General features: G+C 71.7%; 24 protein-coding genes and 1 tRNA gene. 15 read left to right on the plus strand and 10 right to left on the minus strand.

Annotation, left to right across the window (positions count from 1 at the left end):
* Positions 1-4: 4 nt before the first annotated feature.
* A complete protein-coding gene (locus E6G06_05955) occupies positions 5-1,087 on the minus strand; it encodes an FAD-dependent oxidoreductase (GenBank protein TML92626.1) in 1,083 nt (360 codons plus the stop codon).
* A gap of 380 nt (positions 1,088-1,467) precedes the next feature.
* Between E6G06_05955 and E6G06_05960 the strand changes: the two genes are divergently transcribed.
* The 9 genes from E6G06_05960 (at position 1,468) to E6G06_06000 (ending at position 8,823) form a co-directional block, all read left to right on the plus strand.
* A complete protein-coding gene (locus tag E6G06_05960; GenBank protein ID TML92582.1) occupies positions 1,468-2,610 on the plus strand; it encodes an aldo/keto reductase in 1,143 nt (380 codons plus the stop codon).
* Positions 2,611-2,638: 28 nt separating this feature from the next.
* The gene (locus E6G06_05965; GenBank protein ID TML92583.1) at positions 2,639-3,484 is read left to right on the plus strand and encodes an LLM class F420-dependent oxidoreductase; all 846 of its coding nucleotides are present in this window, start codon (positions 2,639-2,641) and stop codon (positions 3,482-3,484) included.
* Positions 3,468-4,046 (plus strand): cob(I)yrinic acid a,c-diamide adenosyltransferase, encoded by a 579-nt coding sequence (gene cobO / locus E6G06_05970; GenBank protein TML92584.1) that lies wholly within the window; start codon positions 3,468-3,470, stop codon positions 4,044-4,046. Before E6G06_05965 ends, cobO begins: the two co-directional genes overlap by 17 nt.
* 5 nt (positions 4,047-4,051) lie before the next feature.
* A complete protein-coding gene (locus E6G06_05975; protein ID TML92627.1) occupies positions 4,052-4,702 on the plus strand; it encodes an adenosylcobinamide amidohydrolase in 651 nt (216 codons plus the stop codon).
* The gene (locus tag E6G06_05980; GenBank protein ID TML92585.1) at positions 4,699-5,205 is read left to right on the plus strand and encodes a bifunctional adenosylcobinamide kinase/adenosylcobinamide-phosphate guanylyltransferase; all 507 of its coding nucleotides are present in this window, start codon (positions 4,699-4,701) and stop codon (positions 5,203-5,205) included. Before E6G06_05975 ends, E6G06_05980 begins: the two co-directional genes overlap by 4 nt.
* Positions 5,202-5,912: an adenosylcobinamide-GDP ribazoletransferase gene (gene cobS / locus E6G06_05985; protein ID TML92586.1), complete on the plus strand. Its 711-nt coding sequence runs from the start codon at positions 5,202-5,204 to the stop codon at positions 5,910-5,912. Before E6G06_05980 ends, cobS begins: the two co-directional genes overlap by 4 nt.
* Positions 5,906-6,823 carry a cobalamin biosynthesis protein CobD gene (cobD, locus tag E6G06_05990; protein TML92587.1) on the plus strand — a complete coding sequence of 306 codons (918 nt, stop codon included), beginning with the start codon at positions 5,906-5,908 and terminating at the stop codon, positions 6,821-6,823. Before cobS ends, cobD begins: the two co-directional genes overlap by 7 nt.
* A complete protein-coding gene (gene cobT, locus E6G06_05995) occupies positions 6,820-8,337 on the plus strand; it encodes a nicotinate-nucleotide--dimethylbenzimidazole phosphoribosyltransferase (protein TML92588.1) in 1,518 nt (505 codons plus the stop codon). The genes cobD and cobT overlap by 4 nt, the downstream gene beginning before the upstream one ends.
* 84 nt (positions 8,338-8,421) lie before the next feature.
* Positions 8,422-8,823, plus strand: a complete 402-nt coding sequence (locus E6G06_06000) for an ester cyclase (protein ID TML92589.1) — start codon at positions 8,422-8,424, stop codon at positions 8,821-8,823.
* 478 nt (positions 8,824-9,301) lie between these two features.
* On the opposite strand, the gene E6G06_06005 is transcribed toward E6G06_06000, so the two are convergent.
* On the minus strand, positions 9,302-9,907 hold the full coding sequence (locus E6G06_06005) for a DNA-3-methyladenine glycosylase I (protein TML92590.1): 606 nt from the start codon (positions 9,905-9,907) through the stop codon (positions 9,302-9,304).
* Between the two features lie 136 nt (positions 9,908-10,043).
* Entirely contained in the window at positions 10,044-10,277 is a 234-nt protein-coding gene (locus E6G06_06010) for a hypothetical protein (GenBank protein TML92591.1), read from the minus strand.
* Between the two features lie 292 nt (positions 10,278-10,569).
* Between E6G06_06010 and E6G06_06015 the strand changes: the two genes are divergently transcribed.
* Positions 10,570-11,034: a thioredoxin-dependent thiol peroxidase gene (locus E6G06_06015; protein TML92592.1), complete on the plus strand. Its 465-nt coding sequence runs from the start codon at positions 10,570-10,572 to the stop codon at positions 11,032-11,034.
* A 132-nt stretch (positions 11,035-11,166) separates the two neighbouring features.
* Here E6G06_06015 and E6G06_06020 read toward each other — a convergent pair whose 3' ends face one another.
* Positions 11,167-11,355 carry a hypothetical protein gene (locus tag E6G06_06020; GenBank protein TML92593.1) on the minus strand — a complete coding sequence of 63 codons (189 nt, stop codon included), beginning with the start codon at positions 11,353-11,355 and terminating at the stop codon, positions 11,167-11,169.
* A gap of 386 nt (positions 11,356-11,741) precedes the next feature.
* Between E6G06_06020 and E6G06_06025 the strand changes: the two genes are divergently transcribed.
* Positions 11,742-11,828: transfer RNA gene (locus tag E6G06_06025), tRNA-Leu, on the plus strand.
* A 226-nt stretch (positions 11,829-12,054) separates the two neighbouring features.
* Positions 12,055-13,455: a pyridine nucleotide-disulfide oxidoreductase gene (locus E6G06_06030; GenBank protein ID TML92594.1), complete on the plus strand. Its 1,401-nt coding sequence runs from the start codon at positions 12,055-12,057 to the stop codon at positions 13,453-13,455.
* Positions 13,456-13,481: 26 nt separating this feature from the next.
* On the opposite strand, the gene E6G06_06035 is transcribed toward E6G06_06030, so the two are convergent.
* Positions 13,482-14,645: a serine/threonine protein kinase gene (locus tag E6G06_06035; GenBank protein TML92595.1), complete on the minus strand. Its 1,164-nt coding sequence runs from the start codon at positions 14,643-14,645 to the stop codon at positions 13,482-13,484.
* Here E6G06_06035 and E6G06_06040 point away from each other — a divergent pair.
* Complete coding sequence (locus tag E6G06_06040) at positions 14,644-15,810, plus strand: beta-lactamase family protein (protein TML92596.1); 1,167 nt, start codon at positions 14,644-14,646, stop codon at positions 15,808-15,810. The two genes, E6G06_06035 and E6G06_06040, sit on opposite strands and share 2 nt — an antisense overlap.
* A 45-nt stretch (positions 15,811-15,855) precedes the next feature.
* Here the strand turns inward: E6G06_06040 and E6G06_06045 are convergent, their stop codons facing one another.
* Positions 15,856-17,610 (minus strand): 4-alpha-glucanotransferase, encoded by a 1,755-nt coding sequence (locus tag E6G06_06045; protein TML92597.1) that lies wholly within the window; start codon positions 17,608-17,610, stop codon positions 15,856-15,858.
* On the minus strand, positions 17,607-18,506 hold the full coding sequence (locus E6G06_06050; protein ID TML92598.1) for an EamA/RhaT family transporter: 900 nt from the start codon (positions 18,504-18,506) through the stop codon (positions 17,607-17,609). The genes E6G06_06045 and E6G06_06050 overlap by 4 nt, the downstream gene beginning before the upstream one ends.
* Positions 18,507-18,562: 56 nt before the next feature.
* Here E6G06_06050 and E6G06_06055 point away from each other — a divergent pair, with 56 nt between their 5' ends.
* Positions 18,563-18,856 (plus strand): hypothetical protein, encoded by a 294-nt coding sequence (locus tag E6G06_06055; protein TML92599.1) that lies wholly within the window; start codon positions 18,563-18,565, stop codon positions 18,854-18,856.
* Complete coding sequence (locus E6G06_06060) at positions 18,750-19,454, plus strand: response regulator (GenBank protein ID TML92600.1); 705 nt, start codon at positions 18,750-18,752, stop codon at positions 19,452-19,454. The genes E6G06_06055 and E6G06_06060 overlap by 107 nt, the downstream gene beginning before the upstream one ends.
* A 12-nt stretch (positions 19,455-19,466) precedes the next feature.
* Here the strand turns inward: E6G06_06060 and E6G06_06065 are convergent, their stop codons facing one another.
* Genes E6G06_06065 through E6G06_06075 form a run of 3 tightly spaced genes read right to left on the minus strand, consistent with a single transcriptional unit; the run spans position 19,467 to position 21,706 of the window.
* Positions 19,467-20,126 (minus strand): metal-dependent transcriptional regulator, encoded by a 660-nt coding sequence (locus E6G06_06065; GenBank protein ID TML92601.1) that lies wholly within the window; start codon positions 20,124-20,126, stop codon positions 19,467-19,469.
* A gap of 36 nt (positions 20,127-20,162) precedes the next feature.
* On the minus strand, positions 20,163-20,852 hold the full coding sequence (locus tag E6G06_06070; protein ID TML92602.1) for a hypothetical protein: 690 nt from the start codon (positions 20,850-20,852) through the stop codon (positions 20,163-20,165).
* Positions 20,849-21,706 carry an iron transporter gene (locus tag E6G06_06075; GenBank protein ID TML92603.1) on the minus strand — a complete coding sequence of 286 codons (858 nt, stop codon included), beginning with the start codon at positions 21,704-21,706 and terminating at the stop codon, positions 20,849-20,851. The genes E6G06_06070 and E6G06_06075 overlap by 4 nt, the downstream gene beginning before the upstream one ends.
* Positions 21,707-21,813 lie beyond the last annotated feature (107 nt).

Genomic DNA, 21,813 nt, shown 5'->3' on the forward strand with positions numbered 1-21,813 from the left:
CGGATCACGCGTCGAGCCCGGCGAAGGTCTCCTCGGCAACCGCCGGCGCGAGCGTCATTCCCCGGCCGCCGAGCCCGGTGACGATGACCACGTTGTCGCCGGGCACGCCATCGACGAGGCCGGCGCGGTGGACGACCCGGTCGTCGGTGGACTGCGAGTACACCCCGGCCCACCGCCGCCGGACCGGGGGCAGCGGCGCGCCCAGGATGCGTTCCGCCCGCGCCAGCAGGTAGGCGTACGCCTCTTCCTGGACCGCGAAGTCGAACGGCTCGTCGTAGGCGTGGGTGTCTCCGATGGTGAGCTCGCCGTTGGCGCGCTGCACGAGCAGGAGCTGCATGTGGTGACGCGCCACGATCTCGACCGGTGGGTGGAGCCCCGCGAGCGAAGGCAGCTGGAAGGCGGGGTAGTAGCGCAGCGACTCGCCGTCGGCGATCGACGTGGCGAGGGCCGGTTGGAAGCGGGCGGTCTGGCACATCTGGAGACGGCAGCGCCGGAGGGGCGCGCCGGTCAGGTGTCGGGCGGCCACGCCGTCGTAGGCGTCGCCCGTCGCCAGCACCACGACATCTGCTCGATGGCGCTCGCCCGTGTGGTCGACGACCTCGGTGCCGTCGATGCCGACCACGTTGCGGTTCGGAAGGAACCGGTACCCGCCGCGCGCATGGAGGTGGGCGCGGATGGCGGGCAGCGCGAGGCGGGGCTCGAGCACCGCGTCGCGTTCGCAGAAGAGCGCCCCCTCGATCTCGCCGCGCACGGCGGGGTTGACCGCGCCCACCTCGACCGGGTCGAGCAGCTTCATCCCCCGGGCCGCAGCGTCGGCCTGGGCAACCATCTCCTCCATCACCGCCAGCTCGGCGGGATGAAGGGCGACGGTGAGCGAGCCGTTGGGCCGGAAGCCCACACCGGGCACTTCGGCGCCGATCGCCTCCCACAGCTCGCGGGAGCGCAGCGCGAGCGCCAGCTCCGCGCCCCGGGCCCGCCCGCTCACCCAGACGAGGCCGAAGTTGCGCACCGATGCCTGCCGCGGCTCCGCGTCGCGATCCAGCTGTACGACGTCGACGCCCCGGCGGCGGGCCATCCACGCGTGCATGGTGCCCACAACGCCGCCGCCCACGATCGCAACCGTCGTCACGGGTCGGTTCTAGCCCAGGTCTCGCACCGCGCCGGGCGCCACGCGCTGCAATCTCGGCCGGGCGGCCGAGTTCACGCGACCTTCGTCGGCTGTTCTCCTGGGCGCAACATCGGTGGGCGGCGGCCACGCTGTGCAAGCGGACGGCCGGGAACCCGATCGAAAAGGCCACGTCACCGAGTACCGCACTCCGATCGTCGCCACGTAGCGCGAAGCCCGACGCCACCGTGGCGGTGGGGCGGGTCGGACACGCCGGGCCCGGCGGGTTTCGGACCCGTTCGGTTGCCGCTACGGTCGCATGCGGCCTCGCAACCTCGGCCGGCGACCGGGGAACGAGGGGGATGGGAAGCGAAGGAGGGGAAAGAGATGCCGGAACCCATGATCCGTTGCCCCGTCTGCGATGGGACCACACCGGCGTCTTGGCGACACGGCTTCGGGGCGGACCAGGTCTACGTGTGCCGCGAGTGTGGCGAGAGCATTCGCGCCGAGCTGGTCGAGAGCAGACCGGCGGGCGGCCGCTGAGCCTCGGCCTGGGCCTGGCCGCGCTCGGCCGGCCGGGCTACGTCAACCTGGGTCATGCCGACGACCTGGGCGGCCGCTACGACGAGCAGGTCATGGAGCGTCGGTGCCACGACGTCCTCGACGCCGCCTGGGTCGGGGGCATCCGTCACGTCGACGCGGCTCGGTCGTACGGCCTCGCCGAAGCATTCCTCGCATCATGGCTCGCGCAACGAAAACGCGAGCCCGGCGCGCTCGCCGTCTCGTCCAAGTGGGGGTACACGTACACGGCCGGCTGGTCGGTCACGGCGGCGCGCCACGAGGTGAAGGACCACTCGCTCGCGACGCTGACGCGTCAACTGGCGGAGAGCCGTGCGCTGCTCGGCGATCACCTCGACATCTACCAGGTGCACTCGGCGACGCTCGAGAGCGGCGTGCTCGACGACGAGCACGTGCTCGACGCGCTGGCGGTGCTTCGCGACGACGGCTCCCTCACCGTCGGTCTCACGACGAGCGGGCCCGATCAGGCGGTCGTCGTGCGGAGGGCGCTCGAGATCGAGCGCGACGGCCGGCGGCTCTTCGCGTCGGTGCAGTCGACGTGGAACCTCCTCGAGCAGTCCGCGGGTGCCGCCCTCGCCGAGGCCCACGCCGAGGGGATGCTCGTCATCGTGAAGGAGGCGCTCGCCAACGGGCGCCTCACGGGGCGCAACCGCGACCCCGCGTTCGCCCCCGCGTGGGCGCGGCTGACCGACCTGGCACAAGGTGCTGACGGGAGCACGGTCGCGCTCGCCGCGGCCCTGAGCCGCCCGTGGGCCGACGTCGTGCTGAGCGGAGCCGCTACCGTCGAGCACCTGAGGGCCAACCTGGCCGCGACCACCACCGCCGGCGCCGCCGGCGGGACCAGCACCGCCGAAGACGTCCTCGCGGAGTGGGCCGAGGCGCCCGAGATCTACTGGTCGGTGCGGCGGGCGTTGCCCTGGAACTAGCGGTTCAACAGAGAGCACAGGAGAAGACGTGGACGTCGGCGTGCAGATGTTCTCCACCGATCTGGCCATTCGGCCCGACGCGCTGGCGCGCGAGGCAGAGGCGCGGGGCTTCGACGCGCTGTTCCTCCCCGAGCACACGCACATCCCCACGTCCCGGCGCACGCCGTACCCGGGCGGGGGCGAGCTACCCGACGAGTACTCGCGCACGTACGACCCTTTCCTCGCGCTCACAGCTGCGGCCGTCGTCACGGAGCGGCTCCAGCTCGGGACAGGGATCTGCCTCGTGGGCCAGCGCGACCCGATTCTCCTCGCGAAGGAGGTCGCGTCGATCGACGTCCTGTCGGGCGGCCGGTTCGTGTTCGGCATCGGCTACGGCTGGAACGAGGACGAGATGGAGAACCACGGGCTGGCTCCCGGGAAACGCCGCGCCGTCGTACGGGAGAAGATGCTCGCCATGGAAGCCCTGTGGACGCAGGACGAGGGCGGTTTCGACGGCGAGCACGTGCACCTCGCGCCGAGCTGGTCGTGGCCCAAGCCGTTGCAGCAGCCGCGTCCACCCGTCCTCATCGGAGGCGCGGCCGGGCCCACGCTCTTCCGTCACATCGCCGAGTTCGCCGACGGGTGGATCCCGATCGGGGGCGGCGGGCTCTCCGACGGCCTGGCTCGCCTGCGTGAGGAGTTCGACCTCGCCGGTCGCGATCCCGCTTCGGTGCAGGTGACGGTGATCGGGGCCGAGCCGAGCCCGGGCAAGCTCGACCACCTCGCGTCGCTCGGCGTCGGGCGCTTCCTGATCGGTCTCCCGCCCGCTCCCGCAGCGACCGTCGTGCCGTTGCTCGACCGCTTCGCGGCGGCGCTCGGTGACCTTCAACACTGAAGGGGTTCCGACCGAGCACCACCATCCGGCCGCGCGACGGCGCGCCGCGAGCGTCGTGATCGTCAACACCGGTGACGGCAAGGGCAAGTCCACGGCCGCGTTCGGTGTCGTGGTGCGAGCCGTCGCCCGCGACTGGCAGGTGGCCGTCGTGCAGTTCGTGAAGTCGGGGGAGTGGCGGGTGGGCGAGGAGGCGGTGTGCCGCGATCGCCTGGGCGTCGAGTGGTGGGCGATCGGCGAGGGCTTCACGTGGGACTCCGACGACCTGTCGCGCGACCACGCCGTCGCCCGGGAGGCCTGGGCCCACGCCCAGGCGACCATCGCGGCCGGGCGCCACCGTCTGGTCGTCCTCGACGAGATCACCTACCCGATCAACTGGGGCTGGATCGACGGTGCCGAGGTGGCGGAGGCGATCACCGCGCGCCCCGCGGCCGTGAACGTGGTGTGCACCGGCCGCGACGCCCCGCCCGCGCTCGTCGACGTGGCCGACACCGTCACCGAGATGCGCAAGATCAAGCACGCCTACGACGCCGGCGTCATCGCCAAGAAGGGGATCGACTATTGAGCGTGCTGCTCGAGCCCGACCGGCGGTCGTATCCCGGCGGGGGCGGTGCAACTCGCCCCGCGCTCGCCTGGCGGCTGCCCGCCGACACGATCGCCATCGCGAGCGCGGTGCTCGGCGGCGGTCTCGGCCCTCGGGACTGGATCGTGAACGTCCAGGTCGCCCTCGACTACGGCAACGACGACGACCCCGCCGCCGACGTTGCCGTCATCGCCAAGGGTCTCGGTCTCGATGCGGGTCGGGGCGTGGGCCTGCTCACTGCCGTGCCCGTGCTCGACGTGAAGGTCGGCGTGGACGCAGGTGTCGAGTGCGCGGCGACGGTCGGAGTGTCCACGCCCACCTGGGCGGCCGCGCCCGACGGCGCCTGGTCACGGTGGACGCCGGGCACGATCAACCTCGTCTGTTGGGTTCCCGCGCCGCTCGCCGATCCCGCGTTGGTCAACGCGGTCGTCACCGCCACCGAGGCGAAGACGCAGGCGCTCTGCGAGGCCGGCGTGCCCGGCTCAGGAACCGCGTCGGATGCGATCGTCGTCTGCTGCCCGATGGGCGGTGTCGAGCCTTATGGCGGTCCGCGTTCGCGATGGGGCGCGCGGCTCGCGCGCGCCGTCCACGACGCGGTGGCATCCGGCGCCGCGTCAGCGCTGGGCCCGGAGCGGTGATCACGCTCGTGCTGGGTGGCGCCCGCTCGGGCAAGTCGGCCGTCGCCGAGGGGCTCGCCTCCACGCTCGCCGGTGGCGACGGTGCGGTCACCTATATCGCGACAGCGATCGCTCGGGGCGACGCCGACTTCGCGGCGCGCATCCGCGCCCATCAGAACCGTCGCCCGGCATCGTGGTCGACGGTGGAAGCGGGCGCCGATCTCGTCGGCGCGCTCGGCTCCCTCGATGACGACGCCGTCGTGCTCGTCGACTCCCTCGGCACGTGGGTCGGCGCCCAGCCCGAGCTCGCGGTCGACATCGACGACCTCGTCGCGACGTTGCGCGCCCGGATGGGACCGTTGGTGCTCGTGTCGGACGAGGTCGGCCTCGGCGTCCACCCCAGCACCGCAGCAGGCCTGCGGTTCCGTGACACGCTCGGCGAGCTCAACGTCGCCGTCGCCGAGATCGCGGACGACGTCCTCCTCGTGGTGGCGGGCCGCGTGCTCCCTCTCGAGCGCCCATGAGGCGCGCCATCGCCTTCCTGACCCCGTTGCCGGTCGGCGGCGGTCCGCCGAACGGCATCACGTTCGACTGGTTTCCTCTTGTCGGCGCGCTCATCGGCCTCGGTGTCGGGAGCGCCTGGTGGCTCGCGGACCTCGCGTTCCCTCCTACGGTCGCGGCCGCGCTGGTGCTCGTGGCCGACCTCGCGTTGACCGGGATGCTCCACGTCGACGGGCTCGCGGACGCGGCCGACGGACTGGTTCCCCACCACCGCGACACCGCGCGGCGGCTCGAGGTGATGGCCGCACCCGACGTGGGTGCGTTCGGGGTGGCCGTCGTCGTCGTCGTCCTGCTCCTGCGGTTCGCCGCGCTCGCGTCGCAGCCCGTGTCGGTGCTCCTGATCGCCGGGCTCTGGTGCGGTTCGCGCACGGTGATGGCGGTCGGCGCACGCGCGTTCCCCTACGCGCGGGCCGAGGGCGGTCTGGCCTCTGCGTTCACCGGCGGCGACTGGCGGCCCGTCACCCTCTACGGGATCGTCGCGGCGCTGGCGCTCGGGGCGCTCGCCGACGGCCGCCGAACGGGCGTCGCGGTGGGCGCCTCCGTCGTCGCCGGTCTCGTCGTGCTGGTCGCGGCCCGCCGGCGCATCGGCGGCTACACGGGCGACGTGCTGGGTGCCGCGGGCATCGTCGGCGAGACGGTCGGCTTGCTCGTTGCGGCGGCCAAATGGTGAGTCGCGCGGATCCACTGGGCGCCGCGACCGGTGTGCTCCTCGATCGTCTCGTCGGGGAGCCGCCGGTCTCGCCGCACCCGGTCGCGGTCCTCGGTCGCGCCCTCGACGCGATCGAGCGAGCGGTCTACCGCGACCACCGCGTCGCCGGCGCGGTGCACGCCGCGTCGGGCGTCGTGATGGGCGCGGGCACGGGCACCGTCATCGGCTCGACGGCTCTCGCGACGTATGTGGCCGTCGCGGGCCGGGGGCTGAGCGACGCGGCCATGGCGGTCGACACCGCCCTCGCCGGTGGCGACATCGAGCGCGCCCGGTCGCTCATTCCCGCGCTGGTCGGTCGCGACCCGTCGACCATGGACGCCAAGGAGCTGTGCCGGGCCGCGGTCGAGTCCGTCGCCGAGAACACCGTCGACGCGGTCGTGGCCCCTGCGTTCTGGGGTGCCGTGCTCGGCGCGCCGGGCGCGCTGGGCTACCGGGCGGTGAACACGATGGACTCGATGGTAGGACACCCCTCCGCCCGCTACGCGCGCTACGGCTGGGCGTCGGCCCGGCTCGACGATGTCGCCGGTTGGCTGCCGGCGCGGGCGACGGCGGCGCTCGTGGCCGCGGTGCGTCCCCGCGCGGCGGGCGCGATCTGGCGGACGACGCGCCGGGATGCATCGCACCATCCTTCCCCCAATGCGGGCGTCGCCGAGACCGCCTTCGCGGCTGCACTGGGGCTGCGGCTCGGTGGCGAGAACCGTTACGGCGACCGCGTCGAGGTGCGCCCTTCGCTCGGCGACGGGCGGCCGCCCGAGCGGCACGACATCGGGCGGGCCGTGCGCCTGGCCGGCGACGTCGGGCTCGCGCTCACCGCCGGGCTGGGCGCGCTGGGCGCGGTGCAGCGCCGGCGTCGCCGAATCGGGCACCGATGATGTTCAAGGCGATCCTGTTCGACGTCGGTGACACGCTCGTGGTCGCCCAGCCCGCCGCGACTCGGGTCGACGACCTGGTCGCACGCCCCATCGGCCGGCCCGCCCGTGATCTCACCGCGCTACGAAGTGCGGGTATCCGCTTGGGTGCGGTCACCAACGTGCAGGTCATGGGGGAGGCGGACGTGCGCGCGTTGCTCGCAACGATCGGTGTCGACGAGCTGCTCGAGGTGGTCGTGACTTCGACGGCGGTGGGTGCTGAGAAGCCCGACCCACGCGGGGTCCTCCACGCCCTCGAGTCGCTCGGGGTCGGACCGAGCGAGGCGCTGTTCGTGGGCGACGAGGACGCCGACGCCGGCGCGGCAGCAGCCGCGGGCGTCGCTTTCGCTCGAGTCGACGCGGCAACCACGGCAGCTGACGCGGTGCGCGCCGCGCTGACCGAGAGCGATGGCGCCTTCGCCGCCGCAGCTGCCCTCGTGGGCCCGCTCGACACAGTCGCCGGAGTCGCAGCGGGGGAGCACCACGACCGGCTCACCAAGCCGCGTGGCGCGCTCGGCCGGGTGGAGACCCTCGGCGTGCAGTTGGCGGCGATCGCGGGTGAGGAGCCTCCGCCGATCCCGGCACCGGCGGCGGTGGCGGTGTTCGCCGGCGACCACGGCGTGGTGGCGCGCGGGGTCACACCCTGGCCCCAGGAGGTGACCGCCCAGATGGTCGGCAACTTTGTCGCCGGTGGCGCGGCCATCAACGTCCTCGCCCGTCAGGTCGGCGCCCGCGTCACCGTCGTCGATGTCGGCGTCGCCACCGAGCTCGACGGGCTCGCCGGCTCGCCGGAGCTGCTGCGCCGCAATGTGCGCCGCGGCACCGCCGACCTGGTCGCGGGTCCCGCCATGACGCGGGCGGAGGCCATCGCGGCGCTCGACGTCGGCGCGGCGGTCGCGACCGACCTGGTCGCGGACGGCGCCCGGGCCCTGGTCACGGGAGAGATGGGCATCGGCAACACGACGCCGTCGGCGACGCTCATCGCCGCCGTCACAGGACGTTCCGCGGCGCTGGTGACCGGGAGGGGAACGGGCATCGACGACGTCACCCTCGCGACCAAGGTCGCGTGCGTCGAAGCCGCCCTCGCCCGCATCGGTCCCTCGGCCGCCGCCGACTCCGTCGGTCTGCTCGCCGAGGTCGGTGGTCTCGAGATCGCGGCGCTGGCCGGCTTCGTCGTGGGGGGCGCCAGTCACCGCGTGCCCGTCGTCGTCGACGGCGTCATCGCCCTCGCCTCGCTCCTGGTCGCGTGCGAGGTGTGCCCGCGTGCGGTCGACTACGCCATCGCCGGCCACCGCTCCACCGAGCCCGGCGCGGCCGTCGCGCTCGCCCACCTCGGCCTCGAGCCCGTGCTCGATCTCGGGCTCCGCCTCGGAGAGGGGTCCGGGGCCTGCCTCGCCCTCCCCATCGTGGAGGCGGCCGCTCGCATCCTCGGCGAGATGGCGACGTTCGACGCCGCAGGCGTGACCGACAAGGGATGACGCCCGCGAGTTCGCGTGCGGCGAACCTGATCTACTTCTACCGGCCGACGTTGACCGACAGCTGATCGAGGAGGTGGGGTCGCGATGCTGGACCCTCGGCAGACGGTGGTGTTCCGCTGGCTCGCGTCAGGTGACGCGGGCGACGTCGACGCGTTCGACGACCTGCTCCACGCGGACGCCGTCGTGCACGCGCCGCTTGGGCTCTCAACCGCGAGCGCCGCCGAGGAGAAGGCCGTCTGGCAGGACGGGCTGAAGGCGATGCCCGACCTCCGCCACGAGGTTCAGGAGGTCGTCGTCGACGGCGACGTCGAGATGGCCAGGGTCGTCGTCACCGGCACCATGGGGGCAGGGTTCGCCGGTCTCGAAGGGACCGGCCGCAGCTTTCGGATCGATCAGGCCGTGATCACGCATCTGCGCGACGGCAAGGTGATCGAGGCGTGGGAGATCGCCGACATCGCAGCGCTTCGCGAACAGGTCGCCGGCTGACTCCCGAGATCAACTCGAGGGCCGTCTCCGTCCCCTCGATTGCTTCGCTCGTCTGGAGCTCGACGACCGGCACGACGCGTGGCGCTGACGCATCTGATCGACACGAGCGTGTTGACCCGGCTCCGTCACGAGGCCGTGCGCGCCATAGTCGAGCCTCTTGCCTCGTCGGGATCGCTCGCTCGGGCTGGGATCACCGATCTCGGGAGCGGCTGCTCCGCCCGGAGCGCCAAGGAGTGGGACCGGGCGGTTGGCTCGCTCGACACCTTCGAGCTCATCGAGACCTCCGCTGAGCACGTTCGCCGCGCTCGACAGGTCCAACGGCTCCTGGCCGCAAAGCAGCGCGGCGGTGAAGCTCAAGTCGTCGCCCATGTGGAAGCGTCGGGGCGTTCTTCTGTGCGGCCTCGACCTCGCTGTCAGTGCCCCGGAGCGGGCGATCTCGCGCGTCGCGGGACGAAGCGCATGGGGGCGTCGCCAGCAGCTAGAGAGCTAGGCCGGCGGCCCGGCGGGCCCGCTCCACCAGCGCACGGGCCGGGCAGCCCGCTAGGTGGTCATTCACTAGGCCGCAGGCCTGCATCAGGGCATAGAGCGTGGTCGGGCCGACGAAGCGAAAGCCGCGGCCTTTGAGGATGCGGGCCAGGGCCACGGACTCCGGCCGCGTCGAGGGCACATCGTCCCAGCTCGCGGGCGGCGGAGGCTGGGGGCTCGGGACGTGCCGCCGCACCAGCGCATCGAGCGGCTTCCCGTCGGCGCGCAGAGCCACGGTGGCCGCGGCGTTGGCCAGCGTGGCCTCGATCTTTCTTCGGTTGCGGACGATGCCGACATCGGCGAGCAGGCGCTTGACATCGGTCTCATCGAAGGCGGCGACGGTGTCGGGGTCGAAGTCGGCGAAGGCGGCTCGAAAGGCGGGGCGCTTGGTGAGGATCGTCCGCCACGACATCCCGGACTGGAAGGCCTCCAGGCTCAGTTTCTCGAACAGCCCGCGCTCGTCGAGCACCGGGAAGCCCCACTCTTCATCGTGGTACGGCGCGAAAAGCGGGTCGCCGTCCCCCCAGCAGCGCGCCATCTTGGCTACCGCCGGCGTCATCAAACTCCCGTCCGGCTTGATTCTTGCCTCTTCATGTGACAGCTCTTGTCAGGTTTCCAGAACGACAGCGTCGGAGGGCGCCGGACCGCCGGCTCGGGTTCAAACGCCGAGGCCGCCGCGTGAGCGAACTGTTCGACTACTTGGTGTTGCTGTTGTGCAGCTCCGCGAACTTGGGCTCAGGCGTGTCGGGGGGGAGGTGCGGCTTGACGACCTCGTTGAACCAGGCGTCGTGCTGATCGATCGAGTCCCAGATCTCAATCACCGTGATACCGCCGTCTTCCACGATGGGGTAGTGGGCGACAAAGCCGTCGGCCTCACGCTGAGAGGGCATGGCTCCAGCGGCGACTTTGTCGTACACCTCTGCGGGCATGCCGGGCGCGTGATGCTGCTTTAGGACTGTCATAGAAGCCCTTCGCTGGGGACTCGGATGCCGAGACCTCGACATGCTGCCAGAGGCGGTCTCTCCGCTAGGAGGCGACTGACAATCGCGCGCCCGCCCAGATTGGCTTCGTCAAGCGCGCGGGTTGCCGGCTCGACGCCGGTAGCCGGGCGCACTTGTCGACCGAGGGGAACCATCGCTCGTGATCGACGCCGCCCCCCCCCGATCGTGAGGGAAGATGCGCGTCTCGCACGCGAGCGTCTCTCTGCCTATCGTGACCGTCATGTTGAAGCCCGGAGACAAGGCACCCAACTTCACTCTGATCGACCAGCACGGCGAGAAGTTCAGCCTCTCCGGCTCGCTCAAGCGCACCAAGGCGTCGCACCTGATCTACTTCTACCCAAAGGCCGACACCCCCGGGTGCACGACGCAGGCGTGCGGGCTGCGCGACATCGCGGACCAGGTCGGCGACACCGAGATCATCGGCATCAGTCCCGATTCCCCCACCCGCCAGGCGCGTTTCGACGAGAAGTACGGGCTTGGGTTCCGCCTGCTCGCCGACGAGGACCACGCCGTCGCCGAGGCGTACGGCGTCTGGGGGGAGAAGAGCATGTACGGCAAGAAGTTCATGGGCATCGTCCGCTCCGCGTTCCTCGTCGACGCCAAAGGCAAGGTCGCCGAGGCGTGGTACAAGGTCTCGCCCAAGGACACACCCACGAACCTGCTCGCCGCGCTCGACGCCGGTTGACTCAGGTCGCGATATCGCGGCGACGGAACAGCAACGTGGCCACGGCGGCAACGGCGGCGATGTAGACGACGATGGTCAGAGTGGCCGTCACGGTCGAACGGGTGAACGACAGGCCGTTCACGCGACCGCCGGTCAGGAAGATGGTGGCTTCTCGCTGATGAAACAGCGGCCGAGCCACGGCTTCCACGCGCGCAGCACTCCCTCCACCACGTTGAGGTAGACGAAGGCGGCACCCAGCGCGACGGCGGTGTTGCGCCCGATCATCGCGAGCGACGCGCCGAGCGCCGCGGCCAGTCCGGTGAGGACCGCGCTGCGCGTCACGCCGCCGACCAGGCCCCACCACCAAGCGCTGCCGTCGATCAGCTCGCGTTCTCGGTGGTCGACGACGGCCCCGGCGTCGACCCGACCCGGTTGGCGCGGGGCGCCGACATCCAGGACATGCGCGACCGGGTGGAGGCGGTCGGCGGCGTGTTCGAGGCGAGCTCGACCCTCGGGCGCGGCACCGTCGTCTCGGGTTGGGTTCCGCGTCACTGAGGGGGCGCGGACCAGTCCTGCCGTTCGTTCTCTGCCATCTTGCGTTGACGGAAGGCGGCCGCGGCCGCCCCGACGCCCGCCAGCAGGACGAGCCGCCGTCCGCGGCGTCTGCGACGCGCCACGCGCCTGCGAAACCGTAGGAGAGGCACGCGCTCAGACTATCGTCGCCTCGAGCCCGGATGGCGTAATCGGTAAACGCGATGGTCTCAAACACCATTGTCCGCGAGGGCGTGCGGGTTCGAGTCCCGCTCCGGGCACCAACTCTTTTGAGCCGTTCGACCTATGGATTCGCGCGCGTTGGTCGGACACGCTGGCGGGATCACGGGCGGCGGAGCCCTGTACGGCGGAGCAGTAGGGGCAGGCGCGGCCGGGCGTCAAGCCCCCGAGGGTCGCGGCCAGGGGGGTCCACGACCCTCGGGGGCGGGGCCACCGGCCGCGTCGCACCCCACTGGCGTTGCCCGCTTCCCCGTCTCATAGGGTGGGGCCGTGGTCGATCGCTACGACCTCGTCATCGTGGGCATGGGCTCGGGCGGCATGGTCGGCGCGGAGTTCGCGGCCACCATCGGCGTGCGGACCGCGGTCGTCGAGCGGGCTCGGGTCGGCGGCGACTGTCTGTGGACCGGGTGCGTGCCGAGCAAGGCGCTGCTGGCGTCGGCCAAGGCCGCCCACGTCATGCGCACGGCCGACAAGTACGGCCTGCCGTCGGTCGTGCCAGAGGTCGACACCGAGCTGGTGTGGAAGCGCATCCGGGCGATCCAACACGACGTGGCGTCGACCGACGACGACCCGAAGCGCTACGAGGACATGGGCATCGACATCCTGCGGGGGACGGCCCGGCTCACGGGCCCGAACACCCTCGACGTCGACGGGCGCACGGTCGAGACCCGCTACGTGCTGCTGTGCACCGGCAGTCGCCCGGCGGTGCCGGGGATCGAAGGCCTCGCCGGCACGGGCTTCATCACGAGCGAGAACCTCTTCGAGCTCGAGCGGGCACCCGAGAGCACGGTGATGATCGGCGGCGGCCCCATCGCCATCGAGATGGCTCAGGCCTTCACCCGCCTCGGCATCCGCACGACCGTGCTGCAGAAGGGCTCCGAGATCCTTCCGCGCGACGAGCCGGACCTGGTGCAGATCCTCACCGCCAGGCTGATCGACGAGGGGGTCGACCTCCGGCTCGACGTCGACACCGAACGGGTGACGGTGGACGCCGGTTCCAAGACGGTGCACGGCCGCGAGAGGGGTGAGCCCGCGAGCTGGACCGCCGCCGAGCTGCTCGTCGCGGTGGGCCGGCGCCCCAACATCGAGGGCCTCGGCCTCGAAGAGGTCGGCATCGCCACCGGCCCACGCGGCATCACGGTCGACGATCGCATGCGCACCAACCTGAAGTCGGTCTACGCCAGCGGCGACGTCGCCGGCCGCTTCCTCTTCACCCACGCCGCGGCCTACGAGGCGGTGCGCGCCATCCGCGACATGTTCTTCCCGGGCAAGGGCAAGGTGCGCGACTCGGTGCCGTGGTGCACCTTCACCGACCCCGAGCTCGCGCACGCGGGTCTCACCATCGCCGAGGCACGCGCCCGGTTCGGTGACGACGTCGACGTGTGGCACCTCGACCTCGCGCACTCCGATCGCGCCCGGGCAGACAGTGCGACCGAGGGCTCCATCATCATCGTCACGGCCAAGCGCCAGAAGATCGTCGGCGCCCACATCCTGGCTCCGTCAGCGGGGGAGATGATCCACGAGCTCGCGCTCGCCATCACCGAGGAGCTGAAGCTCAATCAGGTGGCCGCCCTCATCCACGTCTACCCGACGCTCTGCACCGGCATCGGACAGCTCGCCGGCGAGGCTGCGTTCGAGGGAGCCAAGCGGCTCCGCTGGCTCGTTCGGTAGGAACGGCGCGGCGCGGCGCGCGCCGGTCAGTCGTTGCCCTCCCCGCCCCGCCCCTTGCCCGGCTTGTCATGAGCCCCGCGGCGCGGCGCGGTGGTCACGGGCGTGGTGACGGGAGGCGAGGTCGGCGGGGAGGTCACGACCGTCGTGGCGACGGGCGGTTCGATTCGAGCCGGCGCGCGGGTGCGGTCGTACGCGATGAGTGCGGCGAGCACGATCGCGCCCACGATCGCGGCGACGGCCGCGAGCACGACCCAGCGAGGGCGACGCTCCCGAACCGGCGCGACCGGAAGCACCCGCGTGTCGTCCCCGTCGGTTCGAACCGCGAGCGCGGCGGCCATGGCCGCGGCGGAAGGGAAGCGTGCGTCCGGATCGCGCGACATCGCCCGCTCGACCACGCCGGCGAGGCCCGCGTCGACCTCGGGTCGCACCTCGGCCAGTGGACGATGCGTTCCCTCCTGGATCGATTGAGCCACCGCGAGGGGCACGTCGCCCGCGAACGGCTTGGCGCCGGCGAGCGCCTCGTAGAGCACGACGCCCAACGAGTACAGGTCGGATCGCGGTGAGGCCGGCGCGCCGTCGAGCCGCTCGGGTGCGAGGTATGCCGGTGTCCCGATGAGATGGCTCGCGCTGGTGGGATCGGCGTCGATGCTCGTGGCGATCCCGAAGTCGGCGATCTTCGCCGAACCGTCGGCAGTGAGGAGGATGTTCCCCGGCTTCACGTCGCGGTGCACGATGCCCGCGGCGTGGGCTGCGCTCAGCGCGCCGAGGACGTCGTGCGCCAGCCGTCGCACCCACTCCGGGTCGGCGGGGCCCGCGCGCAAGCGGTCGGCGAGCGTCTCACCGGGCAGGCGCTCCATGACGATGAACGCGGCGCCGTCGTGGTCGCCCGAGTCGTAGACCGCGACGGCGTTCGGATGGGTGAACGACGCCGCGGCGCGGGCCTCGGCCTCGAAGCGGCGGCGGACATCGGGCTTGACCGCCATGGCCGGGAGCAGGAGCTTGACGGCCACCTCCCGGTGGAGCCGGCGGTCGGAGGCGGCGTACACCTCGGCCATCCCGCCCCGACCGAGGCGCTGTCGGGTCTCGTATCGCTCCGCGATCACCCTGCCTGTCTCCGTGGTCGCCACCGCGCGAGCGTACCCAGCCGCCCGGCGTGCGAACGCAGCGCAGGCACCGGTACCGTCTCGCATGGCAGACGTCCAGGGCACGTGTCACGAGCGGTTCGGGCCGGTGCGCCGCGCGTTCGAGCGCAACTTCGACGAGCTCGGCGACATCGGCGCGGCGGTGTCGGTTCACCTCGACGGCGAGACGGTCGTCGACCTGTGGGGTGGCGTCGCCGACCCGGCGACGGATCGGGCGTGGACGCGCGACACCGCTGCACTCGTGTTCTCCACCACCAAGGGCCTCACCGCCGTCTGCGCGCTCCTGCTCTGGCAGCGGGGTGAGCTCGATCTCGACGCACCGGTCGCGGAGGTGTGGCCCGAGTTCGCGGCGGCGGGCAAGGGCGCGGTGACCACCCGTCACCTGCTGAGCCACCAAGCCGGTCTGCCCGCGTTCGACCTGCCGATCACCGTCGAGGAGTGCCACGACGCCGACCTCGTCGCAGCACGGCTGGCGGCGCAGGCACCGACTTGGGAGCCCGGCACCGCCCACGGCTATCACGCCCTCACCTACGGATGGCTGGTGGGGGAGGTCGTGCGGCGGGTGAGCGGGCGCCGCGTCGGGCGCTTCCTCGCGGAGGAGGTGACGGGCCCGCTCGGCCTCGAGACCTGGCTGGGCCTGCCGCTCGAGCTCGAGCCACGCGTCGCCCGCCTGCAACCGATGCGCCTCGACGATCTCGCAGCGATCCAGCTCGACGAGCGCACGCAGGCGCTGACCGCCGCGCTGCTCGACCCCGACACGTTGACGCACCGTGTGTTCTTCAACCCGCCCGTCGATCTGAACGGCGAGGCCTTCAACTCACCCGCGCTCCACCAGGCCGAGTGGCCCGCGGCCGGCGGCATCACCACCGCCCGCTCGCTGGCCCGCCTCTACGGTGAGCTGGCGTGCGACCGCCTGCTGGATCCGGCCACGCTCGATGCCGCGACCACCCCGATCGTCGACGGTCCCGACCGGGTGCTGATCGTCCGCTCCTCGTTCGGGCTCGGGTTCGCGCTGCCGTCCGAGGTCGTGCGCTACGGGCCGGCCGGCCGCGGGTTCGGGCACGACGGTGCGGGGGGGTCGGTCGGCTTCGCCGACCGCCGGGCAGGTATCGGCTTCGGCTACGTCATGAACCAGATGGGCATCTCGCTCGGCGTGGACGAGCGGGTGGACGGGCTCGTGCGTGCCGTCTACGCCGGCTTGGGAGAGGCCTGAGCGCCGCACGAGACCGACGGCGAGATCATCGGCGTCCGACCCGGCTCAGCGCCTGAGCGCCCGGGCGACTCCACGCACGCGCTCGTCCTGCTCGATCTGGTCGAGCGCGAGGGGAAGTGCCCTCGACCAGTTGCCGGCTTCGGTGGTGCCGGGAAGGTTGGGCCGCTCCTCGACGGCCAGCGCGTCGTCGAGCGTCGCCGCCAACAGCGCCGACGGGGCACGGGCGAGCGCGCGGTAGGTGCCCGCCACCACGGCGTCGACCGGCGCGTCGTCGTCCACGTCCGCCAGCGACCGAACGCGCGCGCGCAGCTGTGCCTCGCCCTCCTCGTTGGCACGCATGCCGGCCTCCCTTTGGCGGACGAGGTCGCGCCCCGTCCACAGCCCGGCGAGCGTCGGGAGGTCGTGCGTCGTCACCGCCGCCAGCGCGTTCTCCGGTAGCGCGCCCGGGTCGCCGGGCTCGAAGTAGAGCAACCGGTACGACAGCACGCGGCGCCGAGCCAGGTCGGCGCGCACGCCCTCCTCCACCGTCCCGAGGTCCTCACCCACGACGAAGGCCCGGGCCCGATGGCTCTCGACCGCGAGGATGTCGAGCAGGTCGGCGGCGGGGTACCGCACATAGGTGCCTTCGTCGGGCCCGCACCCATCGGGCACCCAGAAGAGGCGGAACAGGCCCATGACATGGTCGACGCGCAGCCCTCCGGCGTGCCGGAACCCGGCGCGCACGGTCTCGATGAACGGCCCGTAGCCGGCGGCGCGCAGTCGCCACGGGTCGAACGGGCGCAGCCCCCAGTCCTGGCCACTGGTGTTGAACTCGTCGGGCGGGGCCCCGACCGAGACGCCGTTCGCGTACGCGTGATGGTCGACCCACGCGTCGGCTCCGTCGGGGTCGACACCCACGGCGAGGTCGTGCACCAGCGCGAGCTCGCGCGACGCGACCTCGAGTTGGTGGTCGAGCGACCATTGCACCCACATGTGGAACCGCGCGCGATCGGGATCGGCGTGCCCACGCTCTCGTCGGGCGCAGAAGTTCGCGTAGCCCACGAGGGACTCGGCCTGCTCGGCGACGTAACGGTCGAAGGCTGCATCACCGGAGAAGCGGCCCCATTGGCGTTCGAGCGCCTCGACCTTCAGTCGGTAGATCGCGTCGCGGTCGACGTGGCGGTCCGCGTTCATCGCCCGAGCCGTCTCGTTGAGCTGCTCGTCGTCGACGCGCAGGTGCAGCAGGTTCCGGAAGCGCCGGCTGCTCGGGTAGTAGGGGCTCGGCTGCTGCGGCACACCGGGCGATGGCGCGTGCAGCGGGCTCACCAGCACCATGCCCGCCCCGAGATCGCGCGACCAGCGCGCCAGTCGCCCGAGATCGTCGAGGTCGCCGATCCCCCAGCTCTCCCGCGAGCGCAGGGCGTAGAGCTGCACCGCCCAACCCCACGTGTGGAGGCGCTCGGGCAGGAAGCACATGCGCGGGCTCACGATGAGGCGGGTGACGTGGTCGTCGCGGTGCGTGACGAGCCGGTGGTAGCCGACGGGCAGGTCGGGGGGCAGCGCGTCGACGATGTCGAGCTCGCCGCCGTCCTCCGTGAGCAGCCGGGCCGGCGCGTCGAGCCGCGGCGGCGGCTCGCCCGCCCCGATGCACCGCACGTGTTCGTCGCCCGCGGGCGGCTCACCGTCGGCGCCCATCGCCTCGAGCACGGCATCGAGCGTGGTGCCCGGCACCTCACGCCATGCACCGGACGCGTCGCGGTAGCCCGTCGCCACTCCCCACCGCGCCGCCCGGGCTCTGTTGTTCGAGGCTCTCGTGCTCAATGCTGGACGTTCGACGGCACGCCACCGGCGCGCGCGGGCAACAGCCGCCCGTGCACCATGGCGATCCCCACGATCGTGAGCGCGCCGCCCACCACGAGCCCGACCTCGAACGCCTCGTTCAGGAACACCACGCCGACGGCCACGGCCACGACGGGCACGAGGTAGGTGACCACCGACGCCTTGGTGGAGCCGAGCTCGGCGATCGACCGGTAGTTGACGAGATAGGCGATGCCCGTGCCGACGACGCCGAGCAGAACGATGCTGAGCGCGCGCGTCGGCGTCAGCTCGAAACCCTGAGCCGCCGTCGTGACTGCAGCGACCGGGAGCAGGATCACCGTCGCCACCAGCAGCTGGCCGCCGGCGATGACGACGGGCTCGATGTCGGCGACGTGGCGTTGCGCGTAGGTGAAGCCGAAGCCGTAACACGCGGAGACGCCGACGACGGCCAGCTCGCCCCAGAGCGACGACCCGGTGACGTCGCCGCTCCCGACGCCCGCGGCCACGCCGACGCCGACGAAGCCCAGCAGGAGCCCTGCGAGCTGCGCGCGCGTCAGGCGCTCACCGAGCAGCGCTGCCGTCAGCATCGCCGCGAACAGGGGGGTGGACGCGTTGAGCACCGCCGCGAGGGCAGACGAGATGTGCTGTTCGGCCCAGGCGAGCAGCGTGAAGGGCACCGCGTTGTACGTGACCGCGAGCACCACGAAGTGTCGCCACTGGGCGCGTTCGGACCGTGGTGGCAGCGCGGTTCGGCGGGCGCGCAGCACCACCAGCAGGACCCCGGCACCGAGGGCGACGCGGAGACACGCCACCGTGGCCGGCGTCATTCCCCGCACGGCCACCTTGATGAACAGGAACGACCATCCCCAGATGAAGGCGAGGACCATCAGGCGCCGCACCCGGCGAGTGTAAGGGCGGCCCCGGCACGCTCCGCACGGTTTAGACTGCTCGTCCCATGTCACGTTGGTTGCTCGAGCGTCGGTTGTCGGATCTCGCCGAGCGGCTGAAGCGCACGAAGGCCGAGCTCGCCGTCGTCGACGAGCAGCTGGCCTTCTTCGCCGAAGCCGCCGACGAGGCGCGGCTGCGGGCCCTGGTGTCCGAGACGCCACTCGCCGAGCGCGAGAACCACGAGGCCCAGAAGCATGCTGACGCGATGGCGCGTGAGCGCGCGGCCATCCTGTCGTCGATCGCCGAGCTCGAGCGATCCCAGGACGAGCTGCTCGACCGGCTCGTCGCAGAGTCGAAGTAGCGCGACCGAAGGAGCGAACGACTTGGCCGTGCGCGTCGTCATCGCGGAGGACGAAGCCATCATCCGCCTCGACCTCAAGGAGATCCTCGAGGAGGAGGGCTACGAGGTCGTGGGCGAGACCGGCCGGGGCGACGAGGCGGTCGAGCTGGTCAAGCAGCTCGAGGCCGACCTCGCGATCCTCGACATCAAGATGCCCGGGCTCGACGGGCTGGAGGCCGCCCGGGAGATCTCGGGCGAACGCCGGGCCGCGGTTGTCATCCTCACCGCCTTCAGCCAGCGTGACCTCATCGAGCAGGCACGCGATGCGGGCGCGGTCGCCTACCTCGTGAAGCCGTTCCAGAAGCACGACCTGCTGCCGGCCATCGAGGTCGCGCTCGGACGGTTCGAGGAGAGCAAGGCCCTCCACCGCGAGGTCGCGAGCCTCGAGGAGCAGCTCGCGACGCGCAAGGTCGTCGACCGGGCGAAGGGGATGCTGATGGACCGCTACGGGCTGTCGGAGAACGACGCCTTTGCGTTCATTCAGAAGACCGCCATGCGCGAGCGGGTGACGATGAAGATCGTCGCCCAGCGCATCATCGACGGCGAGCTGCACCCCTAGCTCGGAGCACGACTAGTTCGCAGCGACGTAGAGCTGGTCCGCGAGGGCGGGCCCGAGCGCGATGGTTCCGTCGTGCAGCTGGAGGGTGAGGGTGCCGTCCGGCGCCTTCGACTGCACCTCCGCGTCGACGCCCGGCACGAACCCGTGCTCGCTCAGGTACACGAGGGAGTCGGCGTCGCTCTCGACCTGTTCGGTGACCCGCTCGAGGCGAACGCGATCGCCGGGCGCCGACTCGGAGAGCGCGTGCAGGTCGAACCGCGGCACGCCCATGCCCGGGATGGGGTTGCCGTGCGGACAGGTGGTGGGGCTCTCGAGCAGCTGCACCAACCGCTCCTCGACCTCGTCGGAGATCACGTGCTCCCAGCGGCCCGCCTCGAGGTGGGCCTTGTGCCAGTCGAGGCCGATCACATCGGTGAGCAGACGCTCGGCCAGGCGGTGCTTCCGCACGACGCTCTCGGCTCGGGTCCGACCCTCCGGGGTCAGCACGATGGTGCGGTTCGTGACCAGCACGTAACCGTCGGCCTTCAGACGTCGCACCGTCTCCGACACGGACGGGGCCGAGTGACCGAGGCGCTCCGCGAGTCGCGCCTGGATCACCTGCGCGCCCTCTTCATCGAGCGAGTGGATGGCCTCCAGGTACTCCTCGACGGGGGGATGGAAGCCGTCGGACATGGTTTTCATGCTACTGCCGCGTCCCCGCTCCGAGGCTCACGTCGGCGCGACGGTGAACGCGCCCTTCATGCCCCGGGCCTGGTGGTCCGCCACGTCGCAGATGTAGCGGTACCTGCCGGGCACCGCGAAGGTGAGCGTCGCCGTACCGGTCTTGCGGGGGTCCGTCTGATCGATCTGACCGAGCACCTTGTTGTCGGGGGTGAACACCTCCAAGTCGTGCGGCTGGTGACCTTCGTTCTTCATCACGAAGCGGATGGTCTCGCCGGCTTTGATGCCCGGGTCGGCGAGCTGGAACGAGTAGTCGACGGCCGTGAGCTCGACGTCGCGGTCGGCGGCCTTGGTGCCGGCCTGAACCGCGCCTCCCTTGCCGACGACGGTGATGCGGGCCCGGATGCCATTTCCCTTCTGCCCCGGCTTGCAGCCGAGCTGGTAGTCACCTGCAGCCAGGTCGACCGTAAGGGTACGGCTCGTGCCCGGCCCCACGTTCTCGACCTCGTCGATCACCTTGTCGCCCTCGCCGAACACGTACAGCTCGGTCGTCTGCTTTCCCTTGTTCGTCACCTCGAAGGTGAGCTTGCCCGCGTCGAGCCGCGTCCGTGCCGGTACGCACGTCGTGTCGGTCGAGGTGACGGCGATGGCGTTGCTCGACGACGAGGTGCACCCGACAGCACCGATCGCGAGCGCGACGAGTGCGACGGCCGTCGAGCGCGCGCGCGTCGCGATCACCTCGAGGCCGCGGCCGGCGCGCGCGCCGGAGCGGGCGCGGGAGCCGTGGAGGTGGCGGCCCGCGCAGGGCGGAAGAAGAGGAGCAGGGTGGGCACGACATAGCCGACGTACGCGACCAGCTGGAGCCACGTGGTGACCGGGCTGAAGTTGAACACGCCCTTGAGCAACGTGCCGTACCAGCTCGACGGGGGGACGGCAGCCGACACGTCGAACGCGAGGCGGTGCAGCCCGGGCAGGACCGACGCCTCCTGCAGGTCGTGGAACCCGTAGGCGAGGACCCCGCCCGCCACCACCACGAGGGCGGCGCCGGTGAAGGTGAAGAAGGTGGCCAGGTTGATCCGCACCGACCCCTTGTAGAGCAGGAAGCCGGTGATCGTGGCGGTGACGAGGCCGAGGACGGCGCCGGTCACCGGTCCCGCGCCCGATCCCGCGGCCGAGACCGCGGACCACACGAACACCGCCGTCTCCAGGCCCTCGCGGCCGACCGCGACGAACGCCATCAGCCCCAGCGCGGCCGTGCCGCCCGCGATCGCCGTGTCGAGCTTGCCTTGGAGCTCCCCCTTCAAGAAGCGCGCCTGGCGCCGCATCCAGAAGATCATCCAGGTCACGAAGCCCACCGCCGCGATCGACATGAAGCCGCCGAACGCCTCGCGGGCCTCGAAGCTCAGCGAGTGGGAGGTGTAGGTCAGGAGCGCGCCGACCCCGAGGCTGGCCGCGACCGCGATCACGACGCCGGTCCATATGGGGGCCAGGTGCTCGCGATTGCCCGTGCGGACCATGTAGGCCACGAGGATCCCCACGACGAGAGCCGCCTCGAGCCCCTCGCGCAGACCGATCAGGAAGTTGGGGAACAAAGTCAGCCGTCCATGGCGTGGCGTGGCGGAGGGTGTTAGGTACTCCTTACCCTGAGAGCAAGGTAACCCGAATTCTGACATCGCGTCAAGCCGCGACTGACGCGGGT

The organism is Actinomycetota bacterium, from assembly GCA_005888325.1.
Taxonomy (GTDB): Bacteria; Actinomycetota; Acidimicrobiia; order Acidimicrobiales; family AC-14; genus AC-14.

Excerpts from the sequence above, each read along its gene's own strand:
- E6G06_05955 (TML92626.1), bottom strand. The coding sequence starts at position 1,087 with ATGCACGCGTGGATGGCCCGCCGCCGGGGCGTCGACGTCGTACAGCTG.
- E6G06_05960 (TML92582.1), top strand. The coding sequence starts at position 1,468 with ATGGGAAGCGAAGGAGGGGAAAGAGATGCCGGAACCCATGATCCGTTG.
- cobS (TML92586.1), top strand. The coding sequence starts at position 5,202 with ATGAGGCGCGCCATCGCCTTCCTGACCCCGTTGCCGGTCGGCGGCGGT.
- cobD (TML92587.1), top strand. The coding sequence starts at position 5,906 with ATGGTGAGTCGCGCGGATCCACTGGGCGCCGCGACCGGTGTGCTCCTC.
- cobT (TML92588.1), top strand. The coding sequence starts at position 6,820 with ATGATGTTCAAGGCGATCCTGTTCGACGTCGGTGACACGCTCGTGGTC.
- E6G06_06000 (TML92589.1), top strand. The coding sequence starts at position 8,422 with ATGCTGGACCCTCGGCAGACGGTGGTGTTCCGCTGGCTCGCGTCAGGT.
- E6G06_06005 (TML92590.1), bottom strand. The coding sequence starts at position 9,907 with ATGACGCCGGCGGTAGCCAAGATGGCGCGCTGCTGGGGGGACGGCGAC.
- E6G06_06010 (TML92591.1), bottom strand. The coding sequence starts at position 10,277 with ATGCCCGCAGAGGTGTACGACAAAGTCGCCGCTGGAGCCATGCCCTCT.
- E6G06_06015 (TML92592.1), top strand. The coding sequence starts at position 10,570 with ATGTTGAAGCCCGGAGACAAGGCACCCAACTTCACTCTGATCGACCAG.
- E6G06_06040 (TML92596.1), top strand. The coding sequence starts at position 14,644 with ATGGCAGACGTCCAGGGCACGTGTCACGAGCGGTTCGGGCCGGTGCGC.
- E6G06_06035 (TML92595.1), bottom strand. The coding sequence starts at position 14,645 with ATGCGAGACGGTACCGGTGCCTGCGCTGCGTTCGCACGCCGGGCGGCT.
- E6G06_06055 (TML92599.1), top strand. The coding sequence starts at position 18,563 with ATGTCACGTTGGTTGCTCGAGCGTCGGTTGTCGGATCTCGCCGAGCGG.
- E6G06_06060 (TML92600.1), top strand. The coding sequence starts at position 18,750 with ATGCTGACGCGATGGCGCGTGAGCGCGCGGCCATCCTGTCGTCGATCG.
- E6G06_06065 (TML92601.1), bottom strand. The coding sequence starts at position 20,126 with ATGTCCGACGGCTTCCATCCCCCCGTCGAGGAGTACCTGGAGGCCATC.